This window comes from Streptomyces sp. NPDC058880, assembly GCF_042742535.1.
Classification (GTDB): domain Bacteria; phylum Actinomycetota; class Actinomycetes; order Streptomycetales; family Streptomycetaceae; genus Streptomyces.
This window is the reverse complement of record NZ_JBHYMC010000077.1, coordinates 1-25,240: the sequence shown is the minus strand read 5'-3', so window position 1 is coordinate 25,240 and position 25,240 is coordinate 1. Positions and strand designations below refer to the sequence as shown.

27 protein-coding genes and 3 tRNA genes are annotated in these 25,240 nt (G+C 72.4%); 24 read left to right on the top strand and 6 right to left on the bottom strand.

Features of this window, described 5'->3' with window-relative positions; all coding sequences use genetic code 11:
- Positions 1–73: 73 nt before the first annotated feature.
- From ACFW2G_RS29565 to ACFW2G_RS29510, 12 genes are all read left to right on the top strand, one after another.
- Positions 74–481: an NADH-quinone oxidoreductase subunit A gene (locus ACFW2G_RS29565; RefSeq protein ID WP_037918874.1), complete on the top strand. Its 408-nt coding sequence runs from the start codon at positions 74–76 to the stop codon at positions 479–481.
- The gene (locus ACFW2G_RS29560) at positions 472–1,065 is read left to right on the top strand and encodes an NADH-quinone oxidoreductase subunit B (protein ID WP_037918876.1); all 594 of its coding nucleotides are present in this window, start codon (positions 472–474) and stop codon (positions 1,063–1,065) included. The genes ACFW2G_RS29565 and ACFW2G_RS29560 overlap by 10 nt, the downstream gene beginning before the upstream one ends.
- Positions 1,062–2,195: an NADH-quinone oxidoreductase subunit C gene (locus tag ACFW2G_RS29555; RefSeq protein WP_384451605.1), complete on the top strand. Its 1,134-nt coding sequence runs from the start codon at positions 1,062–1,064 to the stop codon at positions 2,193–2,195. Before ACFW2G_RS29560 ends, ACFW2G_RS29555 begins: the two co-directional genes overlap by 4 nt.
- A complete protein-coding gene (locus tag ACFW2G_RS29550; protein WP_037918878.1) occupies positions 2,192–3,160 on the top strand; it encodes a complex I subunit 1 family protein in 969 nt (322 codons plus the stop codon). The genes ACFW2G_RS29555 and ACFW2G_RS29550 overlap by 4 nt, the downstream gene beginning before the upstream one ends.
- Positions 3,160–3,777, top strand: coding sequence for a NuoI/complex I 23 kDa subunit family protein (locus ACFW2G_RS29545; RefSeq protein WP_384581354.1), 618 nt, complete (start codon positions 3,160–3,162; stop codon positions 3,775–3,777). The genes ACFW2G_RS29550 and ACFW2G_RS29545 overlap by 1 nt, the downstream gene beginning before the upstream one ends.
- Positions 3,774–4,361 (top strand): NADH-quinone oxidoreductase subunit J, encoded by a 588-nt coding sequence (locus ACFW2G_RS29540; protein ID WP_370466479.1) that lies wholly within the window; start codon positions 3,774–3,776, stop codon positions 4,359–4,361. The genes ACFW2G_RS29545 and ACFW2G_RS29540 overlap by 4 nt, the downstream gene beginning before the upstream one ends.
- Positions 4,361–4,738, top strand: a complete 378-nt coding sequence (nuoK, locus tag ACFW2G_RS29535; protein WP_037918881.1) for an NADH-quinone oxidoreductase subunit NuoK — start codon at positions 4,361–4,363, stop codon at positions 4,736–4,738. Before ACFW2G_RS29540 ends, nuoK begins: the two co-directional genes overlap by 1 nt.
- Positions 4,735–6,780 carry an NADH-quinone oxidoreductase subunit L gene (locus ACFW2G_RS29530; RefSeq protein ID WP_384581352.1) on the top strand — a complete coding sequence of 682 codons (2,046 nt, stop codon included), beginning with the start codon at positions 4,735–4,737 and terminating at the stop codon, positions 6,778–6,780. Before nuoK ends, ACFW2G_RS29530 begins: the two co-directional genes overlap by 4 nt.
- A 38-nt stretch (positions 6,781–6,818) precedes the next feature.
- Complete coding sequence (locus ACFW2G_RS29525) at positions 6,819–8,372, top strand: NuoM family protein (RefSeq protein WP_384581361.1); 1,554 nt, start codon at positions 6,819–6,821, stop codon at positions 8,370–8,372.
- On the top strand, positions 8,369–9,901 hold the full coding sequence (locus ACFW2G_RS29520) for an NADH-quinone oxidoreductase subunit N (protein WP_078556102.1): 1,533 nt from the start codon (positions 8,369–8,371) through the stop codon (positions 9,899–9,901). The genes ACFW2G_RS29525 and ACFW2G_RS29520 overlap by 4 nt, the downstream gene beginning before the upstream one ends.
- Before the next feature lie 206 nt (positions 9,902–10,107).
- Complete coding sequence (gene htpX, locus ACFW2G_RS29515) at positions 10,108–10,971, top strand: zinc metalloprotease HtpX (protein ID WP_037918886.1); 864 nt, start codon at positions 10,108–10,110, stop codon at positions 10,969–10,971.
- The gene (locus ACFW2G_RS29510) at positions 10,968–11,360 is read left to right on the top strand and encodes a YccF domain-containing protein (protein WP_037918887.1); all 393 of its coding nucleotides are present in this window, start codon (positions 10,968–10,970) and stop codon (positions 11,358–11,360) included. The genes htpX and ACFW2G_RS29510 overlap by 4 nt, the downstream gene beginning before the upstream one ends.
- A 290-nt stretch (positions 11,361–11,650) precedes the next feature.
- On the opposite strand, the gene ACFW2G_RS29505 is transcribed toward ACFW2G_RS29510, so the two are convergent.
- From ACFW2G_RS29505 to ACFW2G_RS29495, 3 genes are all read right to left on the bottom strand, one after another.
- A complete protein-coding gene (locus ACFW2G_RS29505) occupies positions 11,651–12,886 on the bottom strand; it encodes an APC family permease (protein WP_384581350.1) in 1,236 nt (411 codons plus the stop codon).
- Positions 12,887–12,904: 18 nt separating this feature from the next.
- Entirely contained in the window at positions 12,905–14,332 is a 1,428-nt protein-coding gene (locus ACFW2G_RS29500) for a SulP family inorganic anion transporter (RefSeq protein WP_384581348.1), read from the bottom strand.
- A gap of 203 nt (positions 14,333–14,535) precedes the next feature.
- Positions 14,536–15,024 carry a YajQ family cyclic di-GMP-binding protein gene (locus ACFW2G_RS29495; protein ID WP_030030284.1) on the bottom strand — a complete coding sequence of 163 codons (489 nt, stop codon included), beginning with the start codon at positions 15,022–15,024 and terminating at the stop codon, positions 14,536–14,538.
- A 199-nt stretch (positions 15,025–15,223) separates the two neighbouring features.
- On the opposite strand from ACFW2G_RS29495, the gene ACFW2G_RS29490 reads away from it, so the two are divergent.
- Both ACFW2G_RS29490 and ACFW2G_RS29485 read left to right on the top strand, forming a co-directional pair.
- Positions 15,224–15,305: transfer RNA gene (locus ACFW2G_RS29490), tRNA-Tyr, on the top strand.
- A 149-nt stretch (positions 15,306–15,454) separates the two neighbouring features.
- Positions 15,455–15,865, top strand: a complete 411-nt coding sequence (locus ACFW2G_RS29485; protein WP_052030267.1) for a DUF3574 domain-containing protein — start codon at positions 15,455–15,457, stop codon at positions 15,863–15,865.
- 49 nt (positions 15,866–15,914) lie between these two features.
- Here the strand turns inward: ACFW2G_RS29485 and ACFW2G_RS29480 are convergent, their stop codons facing one another.
- Positions 15,915–16,571: an SDR family oxidoreductase gene (locus tag ACFW2G_RS29480; RefSeq protein ID WP_037918891.1), complete on the bottom strand. Its 657-nt coding sequence runs from the start codon at positions 16,569–16,571 to the stop codon at positions 15,915–15,917.
- A 48-nt stretch (positions 16,572–16,619) separates the two neighbouring features.
- Positions 16,620–17,894, bottom strand: coding sequence for an amidohydrolase family protein (locus ACFW2G_RS29475; protein ID WP_384451584.1), 1,275 nt, complete (start codon positions 17,892–17,894; stop codon positions 16,620–16,622).
- A gap of 361 nt (positions 17,895–18,255) precedes the next feature.
- On the opposite strand from ACFW2G_RS29475, the gene ACFW2G_RS29470 reads away from it, so the two are divergent.
- The 10 genes from ACFW2G_RS29470 (at position 18,256) to ACFW2G_RS29425 (ending at position 24,052) form a co-directional block, all read left to right on the top strand.
- A tRNA-Thr gene (locus tag ACFW2G_RS29470) sits at positions 18,256–18,328 on the top strand.
- Positions 18,329–18,376: 48 nt separating this feature from the next.
- Positions 18,377–18,449, top strand: a tRNA-Met gene (locus tag ACFW2G_RS29465).
- A gap of 88 nt (positions 18,450–18,537) precedes the next feature.
- Positions 18,538–18,702 (top strand): 50S ribosomal protein L33, encoded by a 165-nt coding sequence (gene rpmG / locus ACFW2G_RS29460; protein ID WP_007265873.1) that lies wholly within the window; start codon positions 18,538–18,540, stop codon positions 18,700–18,702.
- A 135-nt stretch (positions 18,703–18,837) separates the two neighbouring features.
- Entirely contained in the window at positions 18,838–19,290 is a 453-nt protein-coding gene (locus tag ACFW2G_RS29455; protein WP_037918893.1) for a MaoC family dehydratase N-terminal domain-containing protein, read from the top strand.
- A 1-nt stretch (position 19,291) separates the two neighbouring features.
- On the top strand, positions 19,292–19,720 hold the full coding sequence (locus ACFW2G_RS29450; protein ID WP_037918894.1) for a MaoC family dehydratase: 429 nt from the start codon (positions 19,292–19,294) through the stop codon (positions 19,718–19,720).
- Between the two features lie 156 nt (positions 19,721–19,876).
- Complete coding sequence (locus ACFW2G_RS29445) at positions 19,877–20,446, top strand: TetR/AcrR family transcriptional regulator (RefSeq protein ID WP_106967542.1); 570 nt, start codon at positions 19,877–19,879, stop codon at positions 20,444–20,446.
- Between the two features lie 79 nt (positions 20,447–20,525).
- Positions 20,526–22,004 carry a DHA2 family efflux MFS transporter permease subunit gene (locus ACFW2G_RS29440; protein ID WP_384581346.1) on the top strand — a complete coding sequence of 493 codons (1,479 nt, stop codon included), beginning with the start codon at positions 20,526–20,528 and terminating at the stop codon, positions 22,002–22,004.
- A gap of 80 nt (positions 22,005–22,084) precedes the next feature.
- On the top strand, positions 22,085–22,483 hold the full coding sequence (locus ACFW2G_RS29435) for a DUF3291 domain-containing protein (RefSeq protein WP_384581344.1): 399 nt from the start codon (positions 22,085–22,087) through the stop codon (positions 22,481–22,483).
- Positions 22,480–23,619: a UDP-N-acetylmuramate dehydrogenase gene (locus ACFW2G_RS29430; RefSeq protein ID WP_384581359.1), complete on the top strand. Its 1,140-nt coding sequence runs from the start codon at positions 22,480–22,482 to the stop codon at positions 23,617–23,619. Before ACFW2G_RS29435 ends, ACFW2G_RS29430 begins: the two co-directional genes overlap by 4 nt.
- A gap of 61 nt (positions 23,620–23,680) precedes the next feature.
- Complete coding sequence (locus ACFW2G_RS29425) at positions 23,681–24,052, top strand: hypothetical protein (RefSeq protein ID WP_384581342.1); 372 nt, start codon at positions 23,681–23,683, stop codon at positions 24,050–24,052.
- Here the strand turns inward: ACFW2G_RS29425 and ACFW2G_RS29420 are convergent.
- Positions 24,042–25,061: an adenosine deaminase gene (locus tag ACFW2G_RS29420; protein WP_037918899.1), complete on the bottom strand. Its 1,020-nt coding sequence runs from the start codon at positions 25,059–25,061 to the stop codon at positions 24,042–24,044. The genes ACFW2G_RS29425 and ACFW2G_RS29420 overlap by 11 nt on opposite strands.
- Positions 25,062–25,240: the final 179 nt, after the last annotated feature.

Below are 25,240 nucleotides of genomic sequence, written 5' to 3'. Positions count from 1 at the left end.
CCCCGTGTGGGGCAGGCCCTAGACTCCCGTCCGTACCAGATCGTCGACAGTGACCGAGGAGCGAGGAACGGACGTGCCCGAAGCAACGGTATCGACCGTAACCGTGCTCGCGGCGGACTACTTCCGGAGTTATTCGGTCGTCGGTCTGCTCGCAGCCCTCGGTGTGCTCTTCGTGGCCGTCGCCTTCGGCGCGGGCCGCCTCCTGCGGCCCGTGGTCCCGACCCCCGAGAAGCTGCTGACCTACGAATGCGGCGTGGACCCCGTCGGCGAGGGCTGGGCGCACACCCAGGTCCGCTACTACGTCTACGCGTTCCTCTACGTCATCTTCGCCGTCGACTCGATCTTCCTGTTCCCGTGGGCGACGGTGTTCGCCGCCGCCGGCTACGGCGCCACGACCCTGGTCGAGATGTTCATCTTCCTGGGCTTCCTGGCCGTCGGCCTGCTCTATGCGTACAAGAAGGGCGTCCTCGAATGGACGTGACACCTCAGCCGGAGCTGCTCCCCGAGCCCAAGCGCCTCGGAGTCCTCTCCCGCCTGGCCCCGGAACCGATGAAGGTGGTCCTGAACTGGGGCCGCCGGTACAGCCTGTGGGTCTTCAACTTCGGCCTGGCCTGCTGCGCGATCGAGTTCATCGCCGCGTCGATGGCCCGGCACGACTTCATCCGCCTCGGCGTCATCCCGTTCGCACCGGGTCCGCGCCAGGCCGATCTGATGATCGTCTCGGGCACCGTCACGGACAAGATGGCCCCCGCGGTCAAGCGGCTCTACGAGCAGATGCCGGAGCCGAAGTACGTCATCTCCTTCGGCGCCTGCTCCAACTGCGGCGGCCCGTACTGGGACTCGTACTCGGTGACGAAGGGCGTCGACCAGATCATCCCCGTCGACGTCTACGTGCCCGGCTGTCCGCCGCGCCCGGAGGCGCTCCTGCAGGGCATCCTCAAGCTCCAGGAGAAGATCGCCCGTGAGTCGCTGGCCGACCGCTATGCGTCGGGGCCGTCCGTCTCCCAGCTGACCAGCGGCCTGGTCACGGCCCCGCCGGCACCCGGGCAGGGGGCCGGCGCGTGAACCTCTACGACTCCCTCCCCGACGCCGCGCCGACGCTCTTCGGCGCCGAGGCCGTGGCCGAGCTCTCGTACGACGTCCTCACCGTCGACGTGCCCGTCGGCTCCTGGATCTCCTCGCTGGAGATCGCCCGGGACAAGCTGGGCTGCACGTACTTCGACTGGCTGAGCGCCGTGGACGAGCCCGGCACCGGCTTCCGGGTCTGCGCGCACGTCGCCTCGCTGGAGAACCGCCGCGTACGCCGGCTCCTGCTGCGCACGACCGTCCCGCACGGCTCCCCCTCGCTGCCGTCGGCCGTGGCCCTGTACGCGGGGGCGGAATGGCACGAGCGCGAGACGTTCGAGATGTTCGGGATCACCTTCACCGACCACCCGCACCTGGTGCACCTGCTCCTCCCGGAGAACTTCGAGGGACACCCGCTGCGCAAGGACTTCGTGCTGGCCGCGCGCGTCGCGAAGGCCTGGCCGGGGGCGAAGGAGCCGGGTGAGGCCCACGACCCCGACGCCCCGAAGCGCCGGCAGATGCTTCCGCCCGGCGTGCCGGACCCCAACGACTGGGGCCCCATGAAGGGCCAGCTCCCGCCGGCTCCGGCCCGCCCCGCCCGCACCCCGCGGGCCGCCGGTGCAGGCGCCGCCCGCACCCCGCGCGAGGGCGCCCCCGTCCGCCGCACCCGCTCGGTCGCCGAGGGCTCAGCCACCCAGACCGCCGAGGCCGCCACCCCGCAGACCCCGGCCCGCCCGGCGCGCCGCACCCGCTCGGTCACGGAGGGCTCGGCGAGCCAGGCGGCCGACACCGCTGCCGCTCCGGCCACCGAACAGGCCGCCCCGGACGCCGCCGCTGCCGGCCCAGAGGCCTCCGAAGCCCCGGCCCGCCCGGCGCGCCGCACCCGCTCGGCGGCCGACGGCTCGGCGAGCCAGGACCCGGGCACGACGCCGGCCGCGCCGGACGCCGGCCCGCCGGCCACGGAGCCCGCTGCACGCGCGCCGCGCCGCCCCGCCCCGCGCAGCTCCGACGCCCCTTGGCACGACCCGAAGCCCGCCTACGACGAGTCCGGCCCCGAGCGGGCCGCGCAGGCCGAGCCCGGGGAATCCCCCGAGACCCACCCCACCACCGACAACGGAGGCGACGCGTGAACGACGTCCTCGACGTCGCCCTGCGGCTGATCGTCGTCTTCGCCGTCTTCCTCGTGCTCCCGCTCGTCGTCGGGCAGACCGAGCACAAGGTGATGGCCCACATGCAGGGCCGCCTCGGCCCCATGTACGCCGGCGGGTTCCACGGCTGGGCGCAGCTCGTCGCCGACGGCGTGAAGTTCGCGCAGAAGGAAGACGTCGTCCCGGCGGGCGCCGACCGCAGGATCTTCCGGCTGGCCCCCGCCGTCGCCCTGCTGCCGTACCTCCTGGTCCTCCTCGCCATCCCGATCGGTCCGGGCGAGGGCGCGGTCGGCCAGGTCATCGACGCCGGCCTGTTCTTCGTGCTCGCCGTCATGGGCGTCGGAGTCCTCGGCTCCCTCATGGCCGGCTGGGCTTCCGCCAACAAGTTCTCCCTGCTCGGCGGCCTGCGCACGGCCGCCCAGCTGCTCGCCTACGAGCTCCCGATGCTGCTCGCCGCCGCCTCCGTGGCGATGGCGGCCGGGACGGTCTCCCTCCCCGGCATCGTGGAGGCCTTCGAGTGGTGGTGGCTGCCCTGGCAGATCGCCGGCGCCCTGGTGTTCTTCACCGCCGGCCTCGCCGAACTGCAGCGGCCCCCCTTCGACATGCCCGTCGCCGATTCCGAAATCATCTTCGGCGCGTACACCGAGTACACCGGCCTGCGCTTCGCGCTGTTCCTGCTCGCCGAGTACGCCGGCATCGTCGTCCTCTGCTTCCTCACCACCGTCCTCTTCCTCGGCGGCTGGCACGGACCCTTCGGCGCCGAGGGGCTCGGCTGGGTCTGGACCCTGCTCAAGACCGCGGTCCTCGCCTTCGTCGTGATCTGGCTCCGCGTGAGCTACCCGCGCCTGCGCGAGGACCAGCTCCAGAAGCTCGCCTGGACCACACTCATCCCGCTCGCGCTCGCCCAGATCGCGCTCACCGGCATCGTGAAGGTGGCGATCCAGTAATGCCCATCCCCGGATCCGGCCTGGCCAAGGGCCTGGCCGTCACGCTGCGCACGATGACGAAGCGCTCTCACACGGCCCAGTACCCCGAGGTCCAGCCCGAACTTCCGCCGCGCTCCCGCGGGGTCATCGGCCTGTTCGAGGAGAACTGCACGGTCTGCATGCTCTGCGCCCGTGAGTGCCCCGACTGGTGCATCTACATCGACTCCCACAAGGAGACGGTCCCCGCCGCCACCCCCGGCGGCCGCGAGCGCAGCCGGAACGTGCTCGACCGCTTCGCCATCGACTTCTCCCTCTGCATGTACTGCGGCATCTGCATCGAGGTGTGCCCCTTCGACGCCCTCTTCTGGTCGCCGGAGTTCGAGTACGCGGAGACCGACATCCACGAGCTGACCCACGAGCGCGACAAACTCCGCGAGTGGATGTGGACCGTCCCCGCCCCGCCGGCCCTCGACCCGAAGGCCGAGGAGCCCAAGGAGATCGCCGCCGCCCGCAAGGCGGTGGAGAAGGCCGAAGCGGCGGCTGCCGCCGCGGCAGCCGCCGAAGCCGCCGCCCGGGCGGCCGCGGACGAACCGCCGACGACCCCGACCCCGACCCCGACCCCGGAGGGAGACGCGTGAGCCCCGCCGCCCCCCTGGCCGCCGCCGCCACCACCGGGCCCGGATTCCTGTCCCCGACCGGCGTCGAGATCGCCTTCCTCCTCGTGGGCCTCGCCACCTTCGGCGCGGCCCTCGTCACGGTCACCACCAAGCAGCTGGTGCACGCCGCCCTGTGGCTGGTCGTCGCCCTCGGCGGGATCGCCGTGGAGTACCTGCTGCTGACCGCCGAGTTCATCGCCTGGGTCCAGGTCCTGATCTACCTCGGCTCCGTGGTCGTGCTGCTCCTCTTCGGGCTCATGCTCACCAAGGCCCCGATCGGCCGCTCCCCGGACGCCGACTCCGGCAACCGCCGGATCGCCCTCGCCGTCGCCGTCGTCGCCGCGGTCGCCCTCGTCTGGGTCGTCGTCGACGCCTTCCGCACCACCTGGATCGACCTGGACGGGCCGGTCCAGGGCTCCACGAAGGTCTCCGGCGAGATCCTCTTCCAGCACTGGGTGCTGCCCTTCGAGGCGCTCTCGGTGCTCCTCCTCGCTGCGCTGATCGGCGCCATCGTGCTGTCCCGCCGCAACGACCCCGCCGACGCCCGAGACAAGGGGCAGCGCTGATGCACCTCGCCTACCCCGCCGTGCTCGCGGCGCTCCTGTTCTGCACGGGCCTGTACGGAGTGCTCGCCCGCCGCAACGCCATCCTGGTCCTGATGTCCGTCGAGCTGATGCTCAACGCCGTCAACCTCAACCTGGTGGCCTTCGACGTCTGGCTGCGCGACACCCTGCACGCTGGCCAAGCCCTCACCCTCTTCACCATCGCCATCGCCGCCGCGGAGATCGGCATCGGCCTCGCGATCGTACTGATGGTGTACCGCAACCGCGGCACCTCGGACGTCGACCGTCTGCGCGACACCGCCGAAGGCCACGAGCCCGGCCCGAACGACAGCACCGACAGCACCAGCACCGGCAGCGTCCGGCCGGAGGTCGCCGCGTGAGCACCACGACCCTCGCCGTCCTCGTCCCGCTGCTGCCCTTCCTGGGCGCGGTGGCGGGCCTGCTGCTCGGCCGCACCGCCCCCGGATTCGTCCGCCCGCTCGCGATCCTGCCGACGCTCGCCGCCGCCGTACTGGCCGTGACCGTCGCCCTCCGCCAGGGCGGCGGGCAGCCCGTCAGCACCGCGACCGAGCTCACCCCGACCGGCTCGGTTCCGATCGACCTCTCGCTCTACATCGACGGCTTCGCCGCGCTGGTTGCCGTCCTCGTCGGGGTCGTCGCCACCTGCGTACAGCTCTATTCGACGGCGTACCTCCGCGACGACCCGCGCTACCCCTCCTACGCGTCCCTCGTCTCGTTGTTCACCTCCGCCATGCTGCTCGTCGTCTACTCCGGCGACCTGATGGTGCTGCTGGTCGGCTGGGAAGTCATGGGCATCTGCTCGTACTTCCTCGTCGGCCACTACTGGGAGACCGAAGCGGCCCGCTCCGCCTCCCTGAAGGCCTTCCTCGTCACCAAGCTCGGCGACGTCCCCTTCCTGATCGGCCTGTTCGCGCTCGCCACGGACGCCGGATCCTTCCGGATCACAAAGATCCTCGGGACCGTCGCCGCCGGCGGACTCGACCACCCGACGCTGATCGCACTGCTCCTGCTCGCCGGAGTCGCGGGCAAGTCGGCGCAGTTCCCGCTGCACACCTGGCTCCCCGACGCGATGGCCGGTCCCACCCCCGTCTCCGCGCTGATCCACGCCGCGACGATGGTCGCCGCCGGTGTCTACTTCATCGCCCGTCTCCTTCCCGTCTTCGCGGCCTCCGCAGCCGCACTGGTGGTGATGGCCGTCATGGCGGCCGTCACGATGGTCGGCTCCGGCCTCGCCGCCCTGGCCCAGGACGACATCAAGCGGGTGCTCGCCTACTCCACCATCGGCCAGCTCGCCTACATGACCGGCGCCCTGGCCGTCGCCGACCGCGGTGCGGCCGTCTTCCACCTCCTGTCCCACGGCGCCTTCAAAGCGCTCCTCTTCCTGGGCGCGGGCGTGATCATCCACGCTGCCGGTACGAACTCCCTGGCCGCCATGTCCCGGATGGACGGCCTGGCCAAGCGCATCCCCGACGCCTTCTGGACGATGACGATCGCGCTGCTCGCGCTCGCCGCGATCCCGCCCTTCGCCGGCTTCTTCTCCAAGGAAGCCGTCCTCGTCGCAGCCGAGCAGACCGCCACCGGTCACTCGGACGCCGCTCCCTCCGCCGCCGGCTGGCTGGTGCTGATCGCCGGCGTGCTCACCGCCCTGCTCACCGCCGCCTACGCAGCCCGGCTGTGGCTGATGGCCTTCCGCGGCCGGGGCGCCGCCGCCCCCGACCACGGCAAGGAACCCCTCGCCATGACCGGCGTGCTGTGGCTGCTGGCCATCCCGTCGGTCGGCTTCGGCCTCGCCGCGGACTCGCTCGCCGACTGGTTCGACGGCCGGGCGCTCACCCCCACCGTGGCCACATCGGTCCTCGGCACGGGTGCCGCCCTCCTCGGCGCGATGCTCACCTACGCCCTCTGGCAGCGCGCCACGGCCAAGGCCGCCGAGGCCCCCGCGGCCGGGCCCGCCGGCAGCGCCGCCGCCGAGCAGCCCGCCGCCGTGTCCGCCGCCGTGTCCGCGGCCACGGCGGCAGCCGAGTCCGCGGCCGAAACGCCCGAGGTCGCGGAGGTCACCCATGAGCACCCCGCCGTGCCGGCGGGACCGGCCGCCGACCCCGGCCGGGCCCTCCTGGGCCCCCTGCACCGCCATGCGGCCGAGGGCTTCCACCTCGACGCCGTCTACGACCGGCTCTTCGTCCGCCCCGTCCGTGCCGCGGCCCGCCTCGTCGCCTTCCTCGACCGCGAGGTCGTGGACACGTACGTCCGCGGCGCGGGCACCGGCACCCGGCTGCTCGGCGGGCTCGTCCGCCGGGCCCAGACCGGCAACGTGCAGAGCTACCTGAGCGCCCTGCTCGCCGGCGCCGTGGTCCTGGCGATCGCCACCGCCGTCCTCGCCAACGTCAACGCCGGATCGTGAGCCGTGAGCCAGCCGTGATTGATATCAGCCCGTCCGTGATGCAGTTCCTTCTGGCGTTCATCGTGGCCGCGCCGCTCCTCGGCGCCGTCGCGGCTCTCCTGCCGGCCCCGCCCGGCCTCAAGGGCCGCAGCCCCGAGCAGGCCGTGCTCCGCCACGGCGTGACCGTGACCGGCGTGATCCTCGCCGCGGCGATCGCACTCGCCCTCGGCTTCGACCACGACGCACCGTCCCGCTTCCAGGCGACGACGGACATCAGCTGGATCCCGGCGCTGGACGTCCGGATCCACCTCGGTGTCGACGGCATCTCGCTCCCCCTCCTCGTGATGACCGCGCTGCTGTTCTTCCTCTGCGCGCTCTACAGCTACTCCAAGCTCCCCGCAGGCCCTTCCCCGAAGGCCTTCGTCGCGCTGCTCCTCGTCCTGGAGTCCGGCACCCTCGCGACCTTCGCCGTCCTCGACCTGCTGCTCTTCTTCCTCGCCTTCGAGATGGTCCTCATCCCGATGTACTTCCTCATCGCCCGCTGGGGCGGTGCTCAGCGGCAGGCCGCCGCCTGGAAGTTCATCCTCTACACGCTCCTCGGCTCCGTCGTCATGTTGCTCGGCATCCTCCTCATCGGTGTGACGGCGGACACATTCGACATGGTGGCACTCGCCTCTGACAACGGCCGCGAACTGTCCCGCACGACCCAACTGCTGGCCGTCCTCTCCATCGGCCTCGGCCTCGCCGTGAAGACCCCGATGTGGCCCCTGCACAGCTGGCTGCCGGACGCCCACACCGCCGCCCCCACCGTCGGATCCGTCCTCCTGGCCGGAGTCCTGCTCAAGATGGGCACGTACGGGTTCGTCCGCATCCTGCTGCCCGCCACCCCCGACGGCATGGCCGTTTTCGCCCCCTACCTGGGCGCCTTCGCCGTCGTCGGCATCGTCTACGGGTCGCTGGCCTGCCTGGCGCTGGCCCGCAAGGGGAACAAGGGCGACCTCAAGCGCCTCATCGCCTACTCTTCCGTCGGCCACATGGGCTTCGTCCTCCTCGGCATCGCGTCCATGACCCCCACCGGAGTCAACGGCGCCCTCTTCGCCAACATCGCGCACGGCCTGATCACCGGCCTGCTCTTCTTCCTGGTCGGCGCCCTCAAGGACCGCTACGGCACCGCCGAACTCGACACCCTCGCCGGCGCCACCGGAGCCGCCCTCTACGGCCGCGCCCCCCGCCTCGGCGCGCTCCTCGCCTTCGCCGCCGTCGCCTCCCTGGGCCTGCCGGGACTGGCCGGCTTCTGGGGCGAGATGCTGGCCCTGTTCGGCGCCTTCGACCCGGCCGAAGGACTGTCCCGCGCCGCGTTCCTCACGTACACGGCCGTCGGCGCGTTCGGCACCCTGCTCACCGCCGCCTACCTGCTCGTCGTCGTACGGCGCGTCTGCATGGGAGACCCGAAAGCGGGTCCCGAGCTCACCGTCGCGGACGTCCAGCGCCACGAGTTCGCCGCCTGGACCCCGCTCGTCGCCCTCACCGTCCTCGCCGGCCTGTGGCCCGCGCTCCTCCTCGGCCTGACCGATCCGGCCGTTCAGCAGCTCCTCGCAGGAGGCAACTCATGACGGCCCTGACGGTCCTCGCGGCCGAGACCCCCAGCCTGGTCCAGTCCGTCGACTGGCTCGCCATCGCACCCGTGGTGATCACCGCCGCCGTCGGCCTGGCCGTCCTCGTCGCCGACCTCTTCGTCGCCGAGCGCCACAAGCCGGTCCTCGGCTGGACCGCGGTAGCCGGCCTGGCCGCCGCGACTGCCTGCCTGCTGCCGCTGCGCTCCGGCGACCGCGCCACCTTCTGCCTCACCGCCGACCCCGAGGCCTGCAGCTACGTTGCCGACCACTTCACGCTCGTAGTCCAGTTCCTGGTGCTGGCCGGCGCCCTGCTGACCGCGCTCCTGTCGGTCACCGCCGTACGCGACACGCGCATGCCCGCGGGCGAGTACTGGTTCCTGCTGCTCTCCTCCGCCGCCGGCGCCGCCCTGCTGCCCGCCTCCCGCGACCTCGCCACCCTGATCGTCGCGCTGGAGGTCGCCTCCCTGCCCGCCTTCGCGCTCGTGGGCATGCGCCGCGGCGACCGCCTCTCCTCCGAGGCCGCCCTGAAGTTCTTCCTGTCCTCCGTCACGGCCACCGCCGTGTCGCTGATGGGCGTCAGCTTCGTCTACGCCGTCACCGGCTCGCTGCACCTCACCCAGGTCGCGGACCGCCTGGAGGACGTCCCCGGGCAGTTCGACACCCTCGCCGTGGCCGGTGTCGCGCTCACCCTGGTCGGCTTCGCGTTCAAGACCGCGGCCGTCCCCTTCCACTTCTGGGTGCCCGACACCTACGTCGGAGCTCCCCTCCCCATCGCCGGCTACCTCTCGGTGATCGGCAAGGCCGTCGGCTTCACCGGCCTCATCCTCGTCACGGTGATCGCCTTCCCGGCGTACGCGCAGGTCTGGGGCCCGGCCGTCGCAGTCCTCGCCGCGCTCACCATGACCCTGGGCAACGCCGCCGCCGTGCGGCAGTCCGCGGACCGCCCGCACAGCGCCGTACGGCTGCTCGCCTGGTCCTCGGTCGGCCAGGCCGGCTACCTGCTGGTCCCGATCGCCGCGGCGGCGTACGCCGAGCGCGACCAGATCGGCTCCACCCTCGCCTACGCGCTCATGTACGCGGCCGTGAACCTCGGAGCCTTCGCCGTGGCCGCCCTCGTCGCCCGCACCAAGCCGCTGCACCGCATCAGCGACTACCGAGGCCTGTACGCCGAGCGCCCCCTGGCCGCGCTGTCCCTCGCCTTCTTCCTGCTCTGCCTGGCAGGTCTGCCGCCGGGCATCATCGGCCTCTTCGCCAAGGTCACCGTCTTCCGGTCCGCCGTCGACGCGGGCCTGGGCTGGCTGGCCGCGGTCATGGCGGTCAACGTCGTCATCGCCCTGTACTACTACCTGCGCTGGACGGCGCTGCTCTTCCGCGTGCCCGAGGGCGCGGAGGGCGCACAGGCCCGTACGAAGGCCCCCTGGCCGGTTGCGGCGGCCATCGTCGCGACCGCGATCACCGCGGTCGTCCTCTCGGGCGCCCCGCAGCTCGTCCTGCGCGTCGCGTCGGGAAGCCTTTTCACGCAGTAGCCGGAGCGGGGCGGCTGCCCCGTACGGAGTAACGCGCGCGGCGGCCCCGCCACCCCCGCCGAGGGGGCGGCGGCGGGCCGCCGCTCCGGCACGCCCTGGGAACCAGACGCCGTCACCTCGCGTTGACCAGGAAGGGAGGGTCCACTGGACCGTAGACCCTCAGATCCATGACGGGCTCCCCTGCCGCACCACTTGGAGGGCGTACCGTGCACCGCCGGCACAACGGGCTCAAGACCGCCGTACTCCTCGGCGGGCTGTCCGCACTCATCATCTTGATCGGCAGCTTCTTCGGACGGACCGGCCTGATCGTCGCCGTCCTCGTCGCACTCGGGACGAACGCCTACGCGTACTGGAACAGCGACAAGCTGGCTCTGCGCGCGATGCGCGCCCGCCCCGTGAGCGAGTTCGAGGCGCCGCAGCTCTACCGCATGGTGCGCGAGCTCTCCACGTCCGCGCGCCAGCCCATGCCACGGCTCTACATCTCACCCACCGAGGCCCCGAACGCCTTCGCCACCGGCCGCAACCCGCGCAACGCCGCGGTCTGCTGCACCGAGGGCATCCTGCGCATCCTCGACGAGCGCGAGCTGCGCGGGGTCATCGGTCACGAGCTCAGCCACGTCTACAACCGCGACATCCTCATCTCCTCGGTGGCCGGGGCGCTCGCCTCGGTGATCATGTTCCTGGTGAACTTCGCCTGGCTCATCCCCATCGGCCGGTCGAACGACGACGAGGGCCCCGGGCTGATCGGCCTGCTGCTGATCATGATCCTGGGCCCGCTGGCCGCCTCGGTGATCCAGCTGGCCATCAGCCGCTCGCGCGAGTACGAGGCCGACGCCTCCGGAGCGCAGCTCACCGGGGACCCGCTGGCCCTGGCCAGCGCCCTGCGCAAGCTCGACGCCGGGACCAAGCAACTCCCGCTGCCGCCGGAGCCCCGTCTGGAAACAGCGAGTCATATGATGATCGCCAACCCGTTCCGGCCCGGCGCGGGACTTTCCAAGATGTTCTCCACCCACCCTCCGATGGCCGAGCGCATCGCCCGGCTCGAACAGATGGCAGGCCGCCGCCAATGAAGACAATCCTGAACGTCATCTGGCTCATCCTCAGCGGCATCTGGCTGTTCCTGGGATACCTGCTCGCGGGTGTGCTCCTCTGCATCACCATCATCGGCATCCCGTTCGGCATCGCCGCCTTCCGCATCGCGGTCTACGCGCTCTGGCCGTTCGGCTACACCACGGTCGAGCGCCACGATGCGGGCGCCCCGTCCTGCATCGGCAACGTCCTGTGGCTGGTGCTGGCCGGCTGGTGGCTGGCCCTCGGCCACATCGCCACCGGCATCGCCCTCTGCCTCACGATCATCGGCATCCCGTTCGGCATCGCCAACTTCAAGATGGTCCCGCTCTCGCTGCTCCCGCTGGGCCGCGAGATCGTCCCCACGGACGCCCCGTTCGCCTCCCGCTGACACTGCGGAAGCGACAGTTCGACACCGCGCCGCGGACGGGCCAGGCCCGTCCGCGGCGCGGTTTTCCACAGGGCGGGCGCGTGGTCGGCGGTGTGCGTCACCATGAACGCATGAACGCATGAACGCATGGACGAAACCAAGCAGTTGCCGGAGCACATCACAGACCGTGCGCGCAACTCCCCGCGGGCCCGTGGAAAGTGCCCGCCCGCCCCGTTGGGCCCCCAGGAGGCCGTCCGCGCCGAGGGCGGCGGAATGCGGCCCGGACCTGGAACCCGCGCCCCGGGCGGAGTTCAGCCCCCGGCCCTGAACGAGCCCGGCACTCGGTAGGCCAGCGCACCCAGAGCCAGCACCGCGGCCCCCGCGACCGCCGACGCGAGGGGCAGCGCACACGCCAGCACCACACAGCCGGACAGTCCGACCGCCGCCACGGCCCGCCCCTTGACACCTGAATCGAGAGTCCAGGCGGAAGCGTTCGCGATCGCGTAGTAGGCGAGCACTCCGAAGGAGGAGAAACCGATCGCGCCCCGCAGGTCGGCGGTGGCCGCGAGCACCGCCACGACCACGCCCACCGCGAGCTCGGCATGGTGCGGCAGCCGGTGCCGGGGATGCACGGCGGCCAGCGCACGCGGCAGGCGGCCGTCCCGGGCCATCGCCAGCACCGTCCGCGACACCCCGAGCACGAGAGCCAGGAGCGAGCCCAGCGCGGCCAGGGCCGCACCCGCCCGGACGACCGGCGCCAGTCCCGGCGCACCCGCCGCCCGGACCGCGTCCGCCAGCGGGGCCGGCGACCCGGCCAGCCCCTCGACGCCGAGCACCGACAGCACCGCCACCCCAACCGCCCCGTACACCAGCAGCGCGATGCCCAGCGCGATCGGCACCGCCCGCGGGACCGTGCGTTCCGGCTCGCGCACCTCCTCGCCCAGGGTGGTGATCCGCGCGTAGCCCGCGAATGCGAAGAACAGCAGGCCGGCGCCCTGCAACAGACCGAAGAGGGACCACTGGGCCCCGGCGAGCCGCTCCGGCCGTGCCACTTCCGAGGACAGGCACACCATCACCACCCCGGCCAGCACCGCCAGGACCGCCGCCACGATCAGCCGGGCGATCCGGGCGGACTTCTGGACCCCGCCGTAGCTCGCGGCGGTGATCGCCACCACCGCAGCCACGGCCACGGCGTGCTCGTGCCCGGGCCACACGTACGCACCGACCGTCAGTGCCATCGCCGCGCAGGACGCGGTCTTGCCGATCACGAAGCCCCAGCCGGCCAGCCAGCCCCAGAAGGGTCCGAGCCGCTCCCGCCCGTACACGTAGGTGCCGCCGGAGGCCGGGTAGCGGGCGGCCAGCCGCGCCGAGGAGAGCGCGTTGCAGTAGGCCACCACGGCCGCCACCGCGAGGGCGGCGAGGAGCGCCCCGCCCGCGGCCCGCGCGGCCGGGGCGAAGGCCGCGAAGACGCCGGCGCCGACCATCGCTCCGAGCCCGACGACGACCGCGTCGGAAACCCCCAGGGTGCGTTTCAGCTCGTTCTCCACGCGCGGAGGGTAGCCGGGCTAGGTGACGCCCTCCCGGCCGGGGAGCGGCGTCCGGGTGCGCTCCCAGCCCTCCAGGGCGGTCAGGCAGGCGTGGTCGAGATGGCGCAGCCCGCTCAGGTCCAGCCGCACCGGCTGCCCGTGCGGCAGCGCGTCCAGGGCGTCGAGCAGTTTGGGCAGCCGCAGGAAGCTCGCGTTCCCGATGACCCGCACGCACAGCTCCTCGCCCTCCCACACCTCCTCGACGTGCACATGGGAGGTCTCCCAGGCCGCCTTGGCGATGGCTAGGCCCAGCCCGAACAGCACCCCCTCGAACAGGTTGGTGACCACGATCGCGCCGGCCGTGGCGACCAGCACCACCGCCTCGCCCCGGTGCGTGCGCCACAGCGCGGCCACCGACCTGACCGGCAGCAGCTTCCACCCCGCGTACAGGAGCACTCCGGCCAGAGCGGCCAGCGGCACACTCTCCAGTACCTGGGGGAAGGCCACGGCGAAGAGCAGCAGCCAGCCGCCGTGCATCACCCGGGACGCCCGGGTGCGCGCTCCGGCCTCCACATTGGCGGCGCTGCGGACGATCACGGCGGTCATCGGCAGCGCCCCGAGCAGCCCGCAGACACTGTTGCCCACGCCCTGGGCGATCAGCTCCTGGTCGTACTCCGTCCGGGGACCGTCGTGCATCCGGTCCACGGCGGCGGCACTGAAGAGCGTCTCGGCGGAAGCGATCAGTGCCAGCGCGACCACCGTCCCGGCCGCGCCGAAGGACGCCAGTACCCCGAACTCGCCCCAGGCGGGCGGGGACACGGCCTCCAGCACCCCTGTCACGCGCACCATCTCGACGGGCAGCCGCAGCAGGGCCGCCGCCGCGGCGGCGACCGCCACCCCGACCAGCGCGCCCGGCAGCACCCGCAGGCGGGCGGGCGCCCGGCGCCACACGACCATGACGGCGATGGTCACGACCCCCAGCAGCGCAGCGGCCCAGTCGGCCCGCGCCGCGAGCCCGTGCACACCGCCCAGCTTCGCCAGGGTCTGCCCGGGAGCCTCCGCGTCACCCAGGGCGTACAGCTGCCCGGCGATCAGCACGAGCCCGATGCCGGCCAGCATCCCGTGCACCACGGCCACGGAGATCGCCCGGAACCACCGGCCGAGCCGCAGCGCCCCCATGCCCAGCTGGAGCACGCCGGCGGCCAGCACCAGCACCCCGAGGGCGGCCGTGCCGTACGTTTGCAGCGCCTCGTAGACGAGTACGGTGAGCCCGGCCGCTGGCCCGCTCACCTGCAGGGAGCTCCCGCGGAACCAGCCGGTGACCAACCCTCCGACGACGCCGGTGACGATCCCCAGCTCGGCCTGCACCCCGGAGGCGACCGCCACCCCGACGCACAGGGGGATGGCGACCAGTGCGACGACGACGGACGCCCCGAAGTCTTCGCGAAACGTGCCGGCCCCAGGCATGCGAGAACCCCCTGCCACGCGGTGATGTGATGCCACCCACGGTGCTGGGCGCACTCCCCGCCGCCCAAGTGCCCACGGAAGCCCGCGGCAGCGCGCGCGCCGCACGCGCCCGGCACACGCACCCCACGCACCCCGCAATCACCGCGGCCCGGCGGTCGGTGAGGACCGCCGGGCCGGCGTGGTGACAGGTCGCGGACCTCGGGTCAGCGGTAGTTCACGAACTGGATCGCGAAGTCCAGGTCCTTGCCCTTGAGGAGGGCCTGGACGGCCTGGAGGTCGTCACGGCTCTTGGAGCTGACGCGCAGCTCGTCGCCCTGGACCTGGGCCTTGACGCCCTTCGGACCCTCGTCACGGATGATCTTCGCGACCTTCTTGGCGTTCTCCTGGGAGATGCCCTCCTCGATCGTGGCGAAGATCTTGTATTCCTTGCCGGACAGCTGCGGCTCACCGGCGTCGAGCGCCTTGAGCGAGATGCCGCGCTTGACCAGCTTGGTCTCGAAGACGTCGAGGACGGCCTTGACGCGCTCCTCGGAGTTCGCCTCCATCAGGATCTTCTCGCCGGACCAGGCGATGGTGGCGCCGGTGCCCTTGAAGTCGTAGCGCTGCGAGAGCTCCTTGGCGGCCTGGTTGAGGGCGTTGTCGACCTCCTGCCGCTCGACCTTCGAGACGATGTCGAAACTGGAGTCGGCCATGTGCTGTGGCTCCTTGAAGTCGATTGCGATCGCCCCGGAGGGCGCGGCCGGACATCCCCGGACCGCTCGGCAAAGCCTAGCCACCGCGCCCGCCCGCGGTGCTGATCAATCCGGTGGCGAAGCACCCCCGGTCATCAGGTATCGTTTACGTCGTTGCCAGGGAGAACCGCGGAAAGCGGTCTTGAAGGCGACATCCCATGGCGGTGTGCCCGAGTGGCCAATGGGAGCGGACTGTAAATCCGTCGGCTTAGCCTACCCAGGTTCGAATCCTGGCGCCGCCACGCGAGTGGAACCCTCGTTCATCTGCGAAAGCGCAGTGGACGGGGGTTCTTTCGCATTCCTGGCAGCGCCGTGGGGGCGCCCGGCCGCATCGTCGGCGGCTCCCGGTCGTTCACCGGGGGTGAAATGGACATCTGACACGCGGGGGAAGGTGGGCGGCGGGGTACTCGTGGCCCTGCTCGGCGCGGGGATTCCGGCTCTGGTGGGAGCCGCCCTGCACACGGACGTGGGGGAGCCCTACCGGGAGACCCGGCTGTACTTCGGCACGGCACGGGCCGACGGCCGGGACCCGGTTGCGGAGCGGGAGTTCATGCGGTTCCTGGACCGGGAGATCACCCCCGCCTTTCCCGAGGGGCTGACCCTCCACGACGGGTACGGCCAGTGGCGCGGCGGGGACGACAGGATCGTCCGGGAGACCTCCTACGAAGTGGTCCTGCTGTACCCGGAGAAGGAGGCCGACGAGCGCAGCGTGCGCATCGAGCGGATCCGTGACACGTACGAGCGCCGCTACCAGCAGGACTCCGTCGGGCGCTCCGACGACACGCTGCAAGCGCAGTTCTGAGCCGCGGGCGGGAGGGCCGGCGCCGGGTGCCCGCCCTTCCGCCGGGTCGTCAGTTGCCCGCCACGCCCTTCACGGCGACCTGGACCGGGGTCGAGCCGGAGATCAGCTCCAGGGTCAGGCCCGCCGTCGCGGGCGTCTCCACCAGCTCGGCCAGGACCGCCGCCACGTCGTCGCGCGGCACCGTCCCCCGGCCCGTCCGCGCCTCCAGGCGCACCTGCCCCTGTCCGGCGTCGTCGAGCAGTGATCCGGGGCGCAGGACCGTCCACTCCAGGCCCAGCCGGGTCCGTACGTGGTCGTCGGCCTCGCCCTTCGCCCGCAAGTAGACGTCGAAGACCTCGTCGCCCTCGTGGTGGGCGTCCGCGCCCATCGAAGAGACCATCAGGAACCGGCGGACGCGGGCCCGTTCGGCCGCATCGGCGAACAGCACCGCCGCACCCCGGTCCACGGTGTCCTTGCGCCCGGCGCCGCTGCCGGGGCCGGCGCCCGCCGCGAACACCGCCACGTCCGCACCCTGCAGGATCCCCGCCACGTGCTCCACCGTGGCCGACTCCAGATCGCAGAGCACCGGTTCGGCGCCCGCTTCCCTGAGGTCGTCACCCTGTTCGAGGTCGCGGATGATGCCCGCGACCTCGTACCCGCGCGCGGCGAGCAGGCGCTCCAGCCGCAGCGCGATCCGACCGTGTCCACCCGCGATGACGATGCGCATGTCCCGACGGTACGACGAGCCGGGCGCCCCCGCCCGGGAAGACACCCCTCAGGGCCCGGCCTCCGTGCGGCCCTGCCGGGGCAGGTCCAGGGCCACCGCGACGGCGGAGTCGCAGTACTCCCTTACCGCGCTCGTCCGGGCCACCACCCGCCCGCGGTGGATCACGATCCGGCTGTACGCGAGGGACAGCACGCCCGAGATCCGGTCGCCCCGTACGGCGAGCAGCTCCGCCGGGAAGCCGGCCTCCACCCGCACCTCCGGCAGGCCCATGGCCTCGCGGGCGCGGGCGCTGACGGATTCGTAGGCCTCGCCGGGGCGGAGCCCGCCCTGGGAGGCAAGGAGGTAAGCGGCCTCCAGCGGGTCGCCGCGGCCGACCGGGTTGCCGCTGTCCCGCAGCGCCCCGCTGCCGGCGGCGACGGGCACTCCGGCGGCCCGCAGCAGTCGTACGGGGGCGGTGCGCAGGCCGCGGCGCTCCAGCGCCGCGCAGTCGCCCTGGGGCAGGCAGGTCACCCGTACGCCGGCCGCCGCGAGCTGGTCCGCGGCGCGGGCCGCCGTGTCCAGCGGGAGCCGGGAGAGGCCGCCCAGGGGGCCGATGGTCACCCCGGGGCGCAGCCCGCCCGCCATCGCCGCGAGCCGGGAGAGGCGGGCCGGGTCGTCACCGTCCGTGTGCAGGTCCACGGGGCAGCCGTGCTCGTCGGCGAGCCCCAGCACGGCTTCGAGGAAGCCCGTGGGGTCCGGGTCCAGGTCCGGGCAGCCGCCGATCACCGCGGCGCCCATCTTGACCGCGTCCCGCAGCATGGCGAGCCCGTCGGCTCCGGCCGCCCCGGTCAGCAGCCGGGGTACGGCGACCGCGGTCAGGTCGGCGAGCCCGCGCAGTGAGCGCCGGGCCTGGAGCACGGCTTCCAGGGGGCCGAGACCGTGCACGCCGCCGATCCGCACGTGCGAGCGCAGGGCGGTCGCGCCGTGGCCGAGCTGGAGCAGCGCCGCTTCGGTGGCGCGGCGCTGCACCTCGTCGGGGGCGTACGAGACGGGGCCGTCTCCGTCGGCGGTCAGCGCCGTGTCCCCGTGGGCGTGCGGCTCGGCGGGGGCGGGGAGCAGCAGGTATCCGCTGAGGTCCACCCGGGACAGCGCGGGGGAGGACAGGCTGCCGGTGGTCCCGACGGCCTGGATCCGGCCGCCGCCGAGGCGGACGTCGACGGTGCGGCCGTCCGTGAGGCGGGCCCCGGCGAGGAGCAGGGTGGTGGCCTCGGCGGCAGCCGCGCTGCCGTTGCCGTTGCCGCCGCGGGGGGAGGGGGACGGCTGCTGCGGCTGGCTGTCGGACATCGCGCTCCTGCGGTGGCTCGGGCGGTCCCTGGGGCCGTGGCCGCGGCCCTCGGCCCAAGATCACGCAGCGTGCTCCGAGCCTAGGGCGCGGCATGCTCCGCTTCGCGCAGGAGCGCAATAGTCGTACCGGTGTGGTGCCTCCGCGCCGGCGCGCTTGCGCTCCTCCGCGCCAGGGCGCCCGCGCACCCGCGCCGGCCGCGAAGAGTGAGCGCCCGGTGTGAGCCCGCGCACAAACTGCGGGGGAAGTGGGGCGGGAGTGGCCGGCGAGTTGACCGGGAGAGGCTTCAGAACCCCCTCGGGGCCCAGTTCCCGCAAAGGATTTGGGCGATCGGCGGGCAACCGTGTAATGTCTTCATCGCTCGCCCCAATAGCTCAGTCGGTAGAGCGTCTCCATGGTAAGGAGAAGGTCTGCGGTTCGATTCCGCATTGGGGCTCTGGTGAGAGAGGTTCCCCACCCTCGGGTGGGGAGCTGATCACATCAAAGCGGCGTAGCTCAGTCGGTAGAGCAAGCGGCTCATAATCGCTGTGTCACCGGTTCAAGTCCGGTCGCCGCTACCCACAGTAGCCGATTGCGGGGTCGGTCTCCCGATCGGCTACTCTTTTATGCGTTCATCCGTCCCATAGTCCGTCAAGGAGCACTCACGTGGCTGCCACCGACGTCCGCCCGAAGATCACGCTGGCCTGCGTGGAGTGCAAGGAGCGGAACTACATCACCAAGAAGAACCGGCGTAACAACCCGGACCGCATGGAGATGAAGAAGCACTGCCCGCGCTGCAACTCGCACACCGCGCACCGCGAGACCCGCTGACCCAGGCGAAGTCTCGAATACAGGCACCGTCATGAGGTCGTCCCCTTCATTGGGGGCGGCCTCCTGTCGTTTCCGTGCCCGTTCCTGTCTTTGTCCCTGTGTGTTTCGTGTCCCTTCAACAGGAGGTAGTGAGTCATGGCTCTCGACCAGTCCTTCGTGGGGCGGAGCTACCCGCCCACCGATCCGTACGAGGTCGGCCGGGAGAAGATCCGCGAATTCGCGGTCGCGGTGGGCGATGCCAATCCCGTCTACACCGACCCCGAAGCGGCCAAGGCCTACGGCCACTCCGATGTGATCGCGCCGCCCACTTTCGTGTTCGCCATCACGTTCAAGGCGGCCGGCCAGGTCGTCGAGGACCCGCAGCTGGGGCTGGACTACAGCCGCGTCGTGCACGGCGACCAGAAGTTCGCCTACTCCCGCCCTGTGCGTGCCGGTGACCGGCTGTCGGTGACTTCCACCATCGAGGCCGTGAAGTCGCTCGCGGGCAACGACATCATCGACATCCGCGGCGAGGTCCACGACGAGACCGGCGAGCACGTGGTGACGGCGTGGACGAAGCTCGTCTCCCGCGCCCCCGAGGAGGCCTGACATGGCAGCGCAGATCAAGTACGCCGACGTCGAGGTCGGCACCGAGCTGCCCGCCGCGTCCTTCCCCGTGACGCGTGCCACGCTCGTGCAGTACGCCGGCGCCTCGGGCGACTTCAACCCGATCCACTGGAACGAGAAGTTCGCCAAGGAGGTCGGACTGCCGGACGTGATCGCGCACGGCATGTTCACCATGGCCGAGGCCATCCGCGTGGTCACCGACTGGGCGGGTGACCCGGGCGCGGTGGTGGAGTACGGCGTGCGCTTCACCAAGCCCGTCGTGGTCCCCAACGACGAGCAGGGCGGCCTGATCGAGGTCACCGCCAAGGTCGCGGCGAAGCTGGACGACAACCGCGTACGAGTCGACCTGACGGCCATGAGCGCCGGCCAGAAGGTCCTCGGCATGTCCCGCGCGGTGGTTGCACTCGCCTGAGGGCCTGAGGGCCTGAGGGCCTGAGGGGCTCGGTGCCCGGGTGTCCGAGGGGGCGGGGCCGCCTCCTCGGCGCCCCGCTCCGTCCCGGCACCCTTCTGCCCGAGCGGCCCGCGGCGCCCCTTGACGAAGTTAGTGATTGAGCACTAACTTCATGGCATGGCAAGGATGAGTGCAGACGAGCGGCGTGAGAGCGTCATCCGTGCGGCGATGCACGAGTTCGCCCGGGGTGGGTACCACGGGACCTCCACCGAGGCGATCGCCAAGCGGGTGGGCGTCTCGCAGCCGTACCTCTTCCGACTCTTCCCCAGTAAGCAGGCGATCTTCCTGGCCGCGTCCCAGCGCTGCCTGAGGGAGACGTGCGACGTCTTCGCCGCAGCCGTCGAAGGGCTGCACGGCGAAGAGGCCCAGCAGGCCATGGCGAACGCATACACCCGGTTGATCGTCGAGGATCCCGACAAGCTGCAGATGCAGCTGCAGATGTACGTGGCCGTCGCCGCCGCCGAGGCGGCCGGGGACCGCGAGCTCGGCGAGCTGGTCCGTGCCGGCTGGACGGAGCTCTGGGACACCGTCCATCTGTCGCTGGGCGCGGACGCGGGGGAGACGACGACCTTCATGGCCTACGGAATGCTGATCAACACCTTGGCCGCCATGGGGTTCCCGCCCGAGCACAGGGTCTGGCAGGGGTTCTATCCCGAGACCCGGGTCGCCGGCCGTCCGGAGGGGTGAAGGAAGTGCGCGATCCGTGCGCGCATCCGCATGGGCCAGAAAGTTAGTCAGTGATAACTAACAACTTGTAGGGGGAATCATGCAGGTACCCGGCACCGACAAGGACACCGACACCAGACTGCGCGGGCCCGCCGTCTGGGCCCTCGTCCTCACCGGCGTGGCCAGCTTCATGGCCGCACTCGACAACCTGGTGGTGACCACCGCCCTGCCCGCCATCCGTGCGGACCTCGGCGGCCGGCTGGAGGACCTGGAGTGGACGGTGAACGCCTACACGCTCACCTTCGCCGTCCTCCTCATGTTCGGCGCCGCCCTCGGCGATCGCTTCGGCCGCCGGCGGCTGTTCATCGCCGGCCTCGCCGTCTTCACCGGCGCCTCCGCGGCGGCCGCCCTCTCGCCCGGGATCGACGCGCTCATCGCCGCCCGCGCCGTGCAGGGCGTGGGAGCCGCCGTCATGATGCCGCTCACCCTCACCCTGCTGACCGCCGCCGTCCCGGCGGCCCGGCGCGGCATGGCCCTCGGCATCTACGGCGCCGTCACCGGCCTCGCCGTCGCCAGCGGCCCCCTCATCGGCGGCAGTCTCACCGAGCACATCTCCTGGCAGTGGATCTTCTGGCTCAACGTGCCCATAGGCCTGGCCCTGATCCCGCTCGCCCGCCTGCGCCTCGCCGAGTCCACCGTCCCGGGAGCCCGCCTCGACGTCCCCGGCACCCTGCTCGTCAGCGGCGGCCTCTTCGGCATCGTCTACGGCCTGGTCAACGCCAACTCCGAGGGCTGGACCAGCACCCCCGTGCTCGCCGGCCTGATCGTCGGAGCCGCACTCGTCGCCGCCTTCGTCCGCCACGGCTTCACCGACGCCGACCCGGTCCTCCCCATGCGGCTCTTCCGCGACCGCGGCTTCCTGGGGATCAACCTGGCCAGCCTGCTGATGTTCCTCGGCATGTTCGGCTCGATCTTCCTGCTCAGCCAGTTCCTTCAGGGCGTCGCGGGGTACTCGCCCACCGAAGCCGGCCTGCGCATGCTCCCCTGGACCGGGATGCCGATGATCGTGGCCCCGCTGGCCGGGATCCTCTCCGACCGCATCGGCGGCCGCCCCGTGGTCGCCGCCGGCCTGGCCTTCCAGGCACTCGGCCTCGGCTGGTTCGCCGCGGTCCTGAGCACGGACGTCTCGTACGCCGCGCAGCTGCCGCCGCTGATCCTCAGCGGGATCGGCATGGCCCTCTACTTCGCCCCCGCGGCCAACGTCCTGATGTCCACCGTGCGCCCCGCCGACCAGGGCAAGGCCTCCGGCACCAACAACGCCCTGCGCGAGGTCGGCGGAGCCCTCGGCGTGGCCGTCCTGGCCTCGGTCTTCTCCGCCCGGGGCGGCTACGCGTCCCCGCAGGCGTTCACCGACGGCACCGTCCCCGCCCTGTGGATCGGCGCCGCGGCCGTCGCGCTCGCCGCCGCGCTGGCCCTCCTGGTGCCCCGCAGGGCCGAGAACGCGCCCGCCCCCCTGCCCGGCGCCGTACCCGCGGCCGCCCCGGCCGGAGCCGCGGACCAGGTCTCCGCCGCCGGGTGATCCGCGCGGCCACGGCACCCGCCCGCCCGATCAGGCCCTCGCGGCTCCCACACAGCCGCACCACGGAAGGAGAGCACCCCATGCCCGACATCCCCTGGTCCACACCCACGCCCGCCGCCCCCGGCGCCGAGGTCCACGTCATGGCCTCCCGCTTCGAGACCACCACCCTCCTCGGGGCCGTCAGGTTCCTCCTGAAGTCCCCCGGCATCATCCGCCAGATGCGCAGGGCCCCCGGCGCCCACGGCGCCGCCCTGCGGGCGCGCGTCCTGCGCCGCACCTTCCTCACCCTCTCCGCGTGGGAGGACCGCGACGCGCTGTACCGGTTCGCCCGCAGCGAGCCCCACCGCTCCAGTGCCCGCGCAGCCAGCGCGTACATGCGGGAATCCGTCTTCACGCACTGGACCGTCCCCGCCACCGAGCTGCCCCTGGGCTGGCCCGAGGCCGAGCGGCGCCTCGCCGAGCGGACGGCGGGCCGCTGACCCGGGCGGTAGGGGGGAGGAGCGAGTGCGGTCCGTGGCCCCGCAGGGATGCGAGGGGCACGGACCGTACTCTTGTCCCCGTGCAGGAACTCCACGACGCCCCCCTCGCCCCGCTGACCACCTTCCGTCTCGGTGGTCCCGCCGCCCGCCTGGTCACCGCAACCACCGACGCCGAGGTGATCGCCACCGTCCGTGCGGCGGACGAGAGCGGCACCCCCCTTCTGGTCATCGGTGGCGGCAGCAACCTCGTCATCGGCGACCGGGGCTTCGACGGCACCGCCCTGCGCATCGCGACCACCGGATTCCACCTGGACGGCACCCACCTGGAGCTCGCCGCCGGCGAGAACTGGAGCGACGCCGTCGCCCGCACCGTCGAAGCCGGCCTCGCCGGCATCGAGTGCCTCGCCGGCATCCCCGGCTCGGCCGGTGCCACTCCGATCCAGAATGTCGGGGCGTACGGCCAGGAGGTCTGCGACACCATCACCGAGGTCGTCGCCTACGACCGCACCACCGGCGAAACGGTCACCCTGACCGCCGCCGAGTGCGCCTTCCGGTACCGCAACAGCACCTTCAAGGACCAGCCCGACCGCTACGTCGTCCTGCGCGTGCGCTTCGCCCTGGAGGACGCCGGCGGGCTCTCGGCGCCGATCAAGTACCCCGAGACCGCCCGCGCCCTCGGCGTCGGGGCCGGCGACCGGGTCCCCGCCGCCACCGCCCGCGAGACCGTGCTGCGGCTGCGCGCGGGCAAGGGCATGGTCCTCGACCCCGCCGACCATGACACGTGGTCGGCCGGCTCCTTCTTCCACAACCCGATCCTGACCGACGAGGCCTACGCCGCCTTCCTGGCCCGCGTCCAGGACCGCCTCGGCCCCGACACCGCACCGCCCGCCTACCCCGCCGGTGAGGGCCGTACGAAGACCAGCGCGGCCTGGCTGATCGACAGGGCCGGCTTCGCCAAGGGCTACGGCACCGGCCCGGCACGCATCTCCACCAAGCACACCCTCGCCCTCACCAACCGCGGCGAGGCCACCACCGAGGACCTCCTCACCCTGGCCCGCGAGGTCGTCGCGGGCGTCCAAGCGGCCTTCGGCGTCACCCTCGTCAACGAGCCGGTGACGGTCGGCGTCAGCATCTGAGGAGTCCCGGCCGCCCATGCTCTGTCCCCGTCACGGGGCCGGTACGGACCCCACTCGGCTCGTGGGTCGCACGCTCAGCAGGGTCGTCGCGTCCTGGCACGTCAGCGACGGCGAACGCTCCGAGTCCCCGCTCGACGTCTGGCTGATCGACAGCGTCGGCGACTCCATCCGGATCACCACCGGCTCCGACTGGTGCCTCATCGTCGAGTCCGGCTCGCCCCACGCGCCGTACGACATGGGCGAATGGGGCCGCATCGAGGTCGGAGAGGACCTCGGCGACCACCCCTTCCTGCGGCACCTGGGCGAGATCGTCTCCTCGGTCGCCGAGTTCGCGCTGCCCGAGCAGGGCCGCACCCACCTGGAGATCGGCTTCCCCGACGGCCGCCGGGTGCGTGCCGACTGCCACGAGGGGGACCTGCGGCTCACCCGGTGAGCCAGTGGTCGATCCCCGCCAGCAGCTTCGCCTGCACGTCGTCCGGCGCGGCGCTCCCGCGCACCGACTGACGGGCCAGCTCGGCGAGCTCCGCGTCCGTGAAGCCGTGGTGGCGGCGGGCGATCTCGTACTGCGCCGCGAGCCGGGACCCGAACAGCAGTGGGTCGTCCGCGCCCAGCGCCATCGGTACACCGGCCTCGAACAGTGTGCGCAGCGGGACGTCCTCGGGCCGCTCGTACACGCCCAGGGCCACGTTGGACGCCGGACAGACCTCGCAGGTGATCTGCCGGTCGGCGAGCCGCTGCAGCAGCCGGGGGTCCTCCGCCGCCCGCACGCCGTGCCCGATGCGGGCGGCGTACAGGTCGTCGAGGCAGTCGCGGACCGAGGACGGGCCGGTGAGCTCGCCGCCGTGCGGGGCCGCGAGGAGCCCGCCGTCGCGGGCGATGGCGAAGGCGCGGTCGAAGTCCCGGGCCATGCCGCGGCGCTCGTCGTTGGACAGGCCGAACCCCACGACGCCGCGGTCGGCGTAGCGCACGGCGAGCCGGGCCAGGGTGCGCGCGTCGAGGGGGTGCTTCATGCGGTTCGCGGCGATGAGCACCCGCATCCCCAGCCCGGTCTCGCGGGAGGCCGCGTCGACGGCGTCGAGGATGATCTCGACGGCCGGGATCATCCCGCCGAGCATCGGGGCGTAGGAGGTGGGATCCACCTGGATCTCCAGCCAGCCGCTGCCGTCCCGCACATCCTCCTCGGCGGCCTCGCGGACCAGCCGCCGGATGTCGTCGGGCTCGCGCAGGCAGGAGCGGGCGGCGTCGTACAGCCGCTGGAAGCGGAACCAGCCGCGCTCATCGGTGGCGCGGAGCCTGGGCGGCTCCCCGCCGGTCAGGGCGTCCGGAAGGCGCACCCCGTACTTGTCGGCGAGTTCCAGCAGGGTCGATGGTCGCATCGACCCGGTGAAATGCAGGTGGAGGTGGGCCTTCGGTAGAAGCGTGAGATCGCGTGCGTGCTCCATCTGGTGATCCTGCCGTACCGCCGCGCTCCGCGGGAGGGGGTTTTCCCTTTCGGGGGCTTGCCCGAACGCAGGAGCGGCGAGGTGCGGCACCGCTGCCGGGGCCCGGCGCCTCGAATGCCGCTGGGGCCGGATGCGGTGTGACGGAGCGGGGAACGCCCGGGCGGCGGCACCCCGAGGGG

What these genes read in the sequence shown, in the direction of transcription:
- ACFW2G_RS29560 (WP_037918876.1), top strand. Translation starts at nt 472, where the DNA reads ATGGACGTGACACCTCAGCCGGAGCTGCTCCCCGAGCCCAAGCGCCTC.
- ACFW2G_RS29545 (WP_384581354.1), top strand. Translation starts at nt 3,160, where the DNA reads ATGCCCATCCCCGGATCCGGCCTGGCCAAGGGCCTGGCCGTCACGCTG.
- nuoK (WP_037918881.1), top strand. Translation starts at nt 4,361, where the DNA reads ATGCACCTCGCCTACCCCGCCGTGCTCGCGGCGCTCCTGTTCTGCACG.
- ACFW2G_RS29525 (WP_384581361.1), top strand. Translation starts at nt 6,819, where the DNA reads ATGCAGTTCCTTCTGGCGTTCATCGTGGCCGCGCCGCTCCTCGGCGCC.
- ACFW2G_RS29520 (WP_078556102.1), top strand. Translation starts at nt 8,369, where the DNA reads ATGACGGCCCTGACGGTCCTCGCGGCCGAGACCCCCAGCCTGGTCCAG.
- ACFW2G_RS29510 (WP_037918887.1), top strand. Translation starts at nt 10,968, where the DNA reads ATGAAGACAATCCTGAACGTCATCTGGCTCATCCTCAGCGGCATCTGG.
- ACFW2G_RS29500 (WP_384581348.1), bottom strand. Translation starts at nt 14,332, where the DNA reads ATGCCTGGGGCCGGCACGTTTCGCGAAGACTTCGGGGCGTCCGTCGTC.
- ACFW2G_RS29495 (WP_030030284.1), bottom strand. Translation starts at nt 15,024, where the DNA reads ATGGCCGACTCCAGTTTCGACATCGTCTCGAAGGTCGAGCGGCAGGAG.
- ACFW2G_RS29480 (WP_037918891.1), bottom strand. Translation starts at nt 16,571, where the DNA reads ATGCGCATCGTCATCGCGGGTGGACACGGTCGGATCGCGCTGCGGCTG.
- ACFW2G_RS29475 (WP_384451584.1), bottom strand. Translation starts at nt 17,894, where the DNA reads ATGTCCGACAGCCAGCCGCAGCAGCCGTCCCCCTCCCCCCGCGGCGGC.
- ACFW2G_RS29455 (WP_037918893.1), top strand. Translation starts at nt 18,838, where the DNA reads ATGGCTCTCGACCAGTCCTTCGTGGGGCGGAGCTACCCGCCCACCGAT.
- ACFW2G_RS29450 (WP_037918894.1), top strand. Translation starts at nt 19,292, where the DNA reads ATGGCAGCGCAGATCAAGTACGCCGACGTCGAGGTCGGCACCGAGCTG.
- ACFW2G_RS29445 (WP_106967542.1), top strand. Translation starts at nt 19,877, where the DNA reads ATGGCAAGGATGAGTGCAGACGAGCGGCGTGAGAGCGTCATCCGTGCG.
- ACFW2G_RS29440 (WP_384581346.1), top strand. Translation starts at nt 20,526, where the DNA reads ATGCAGGTACCCGGCACCGACAAGGACACCGACACCAGACTGCGCGGG.
- ACFW2G_RS29435 (WP_384581344.1), top strand. Translation starts at nt 22,085, where the DNA reads ATGCCCGACATCCCCTGGTCCACACCCACGCCCGCCGCCCCCGGCGCC.
- ACFW2G_RS29420 (WP_037918899.1), bottom strand. Translation starts at nt 25,061, where the DNA reads ATGGAGCACGCACGCGATCTCACGCTTCTACCGAAGGCCCACCTCCAC.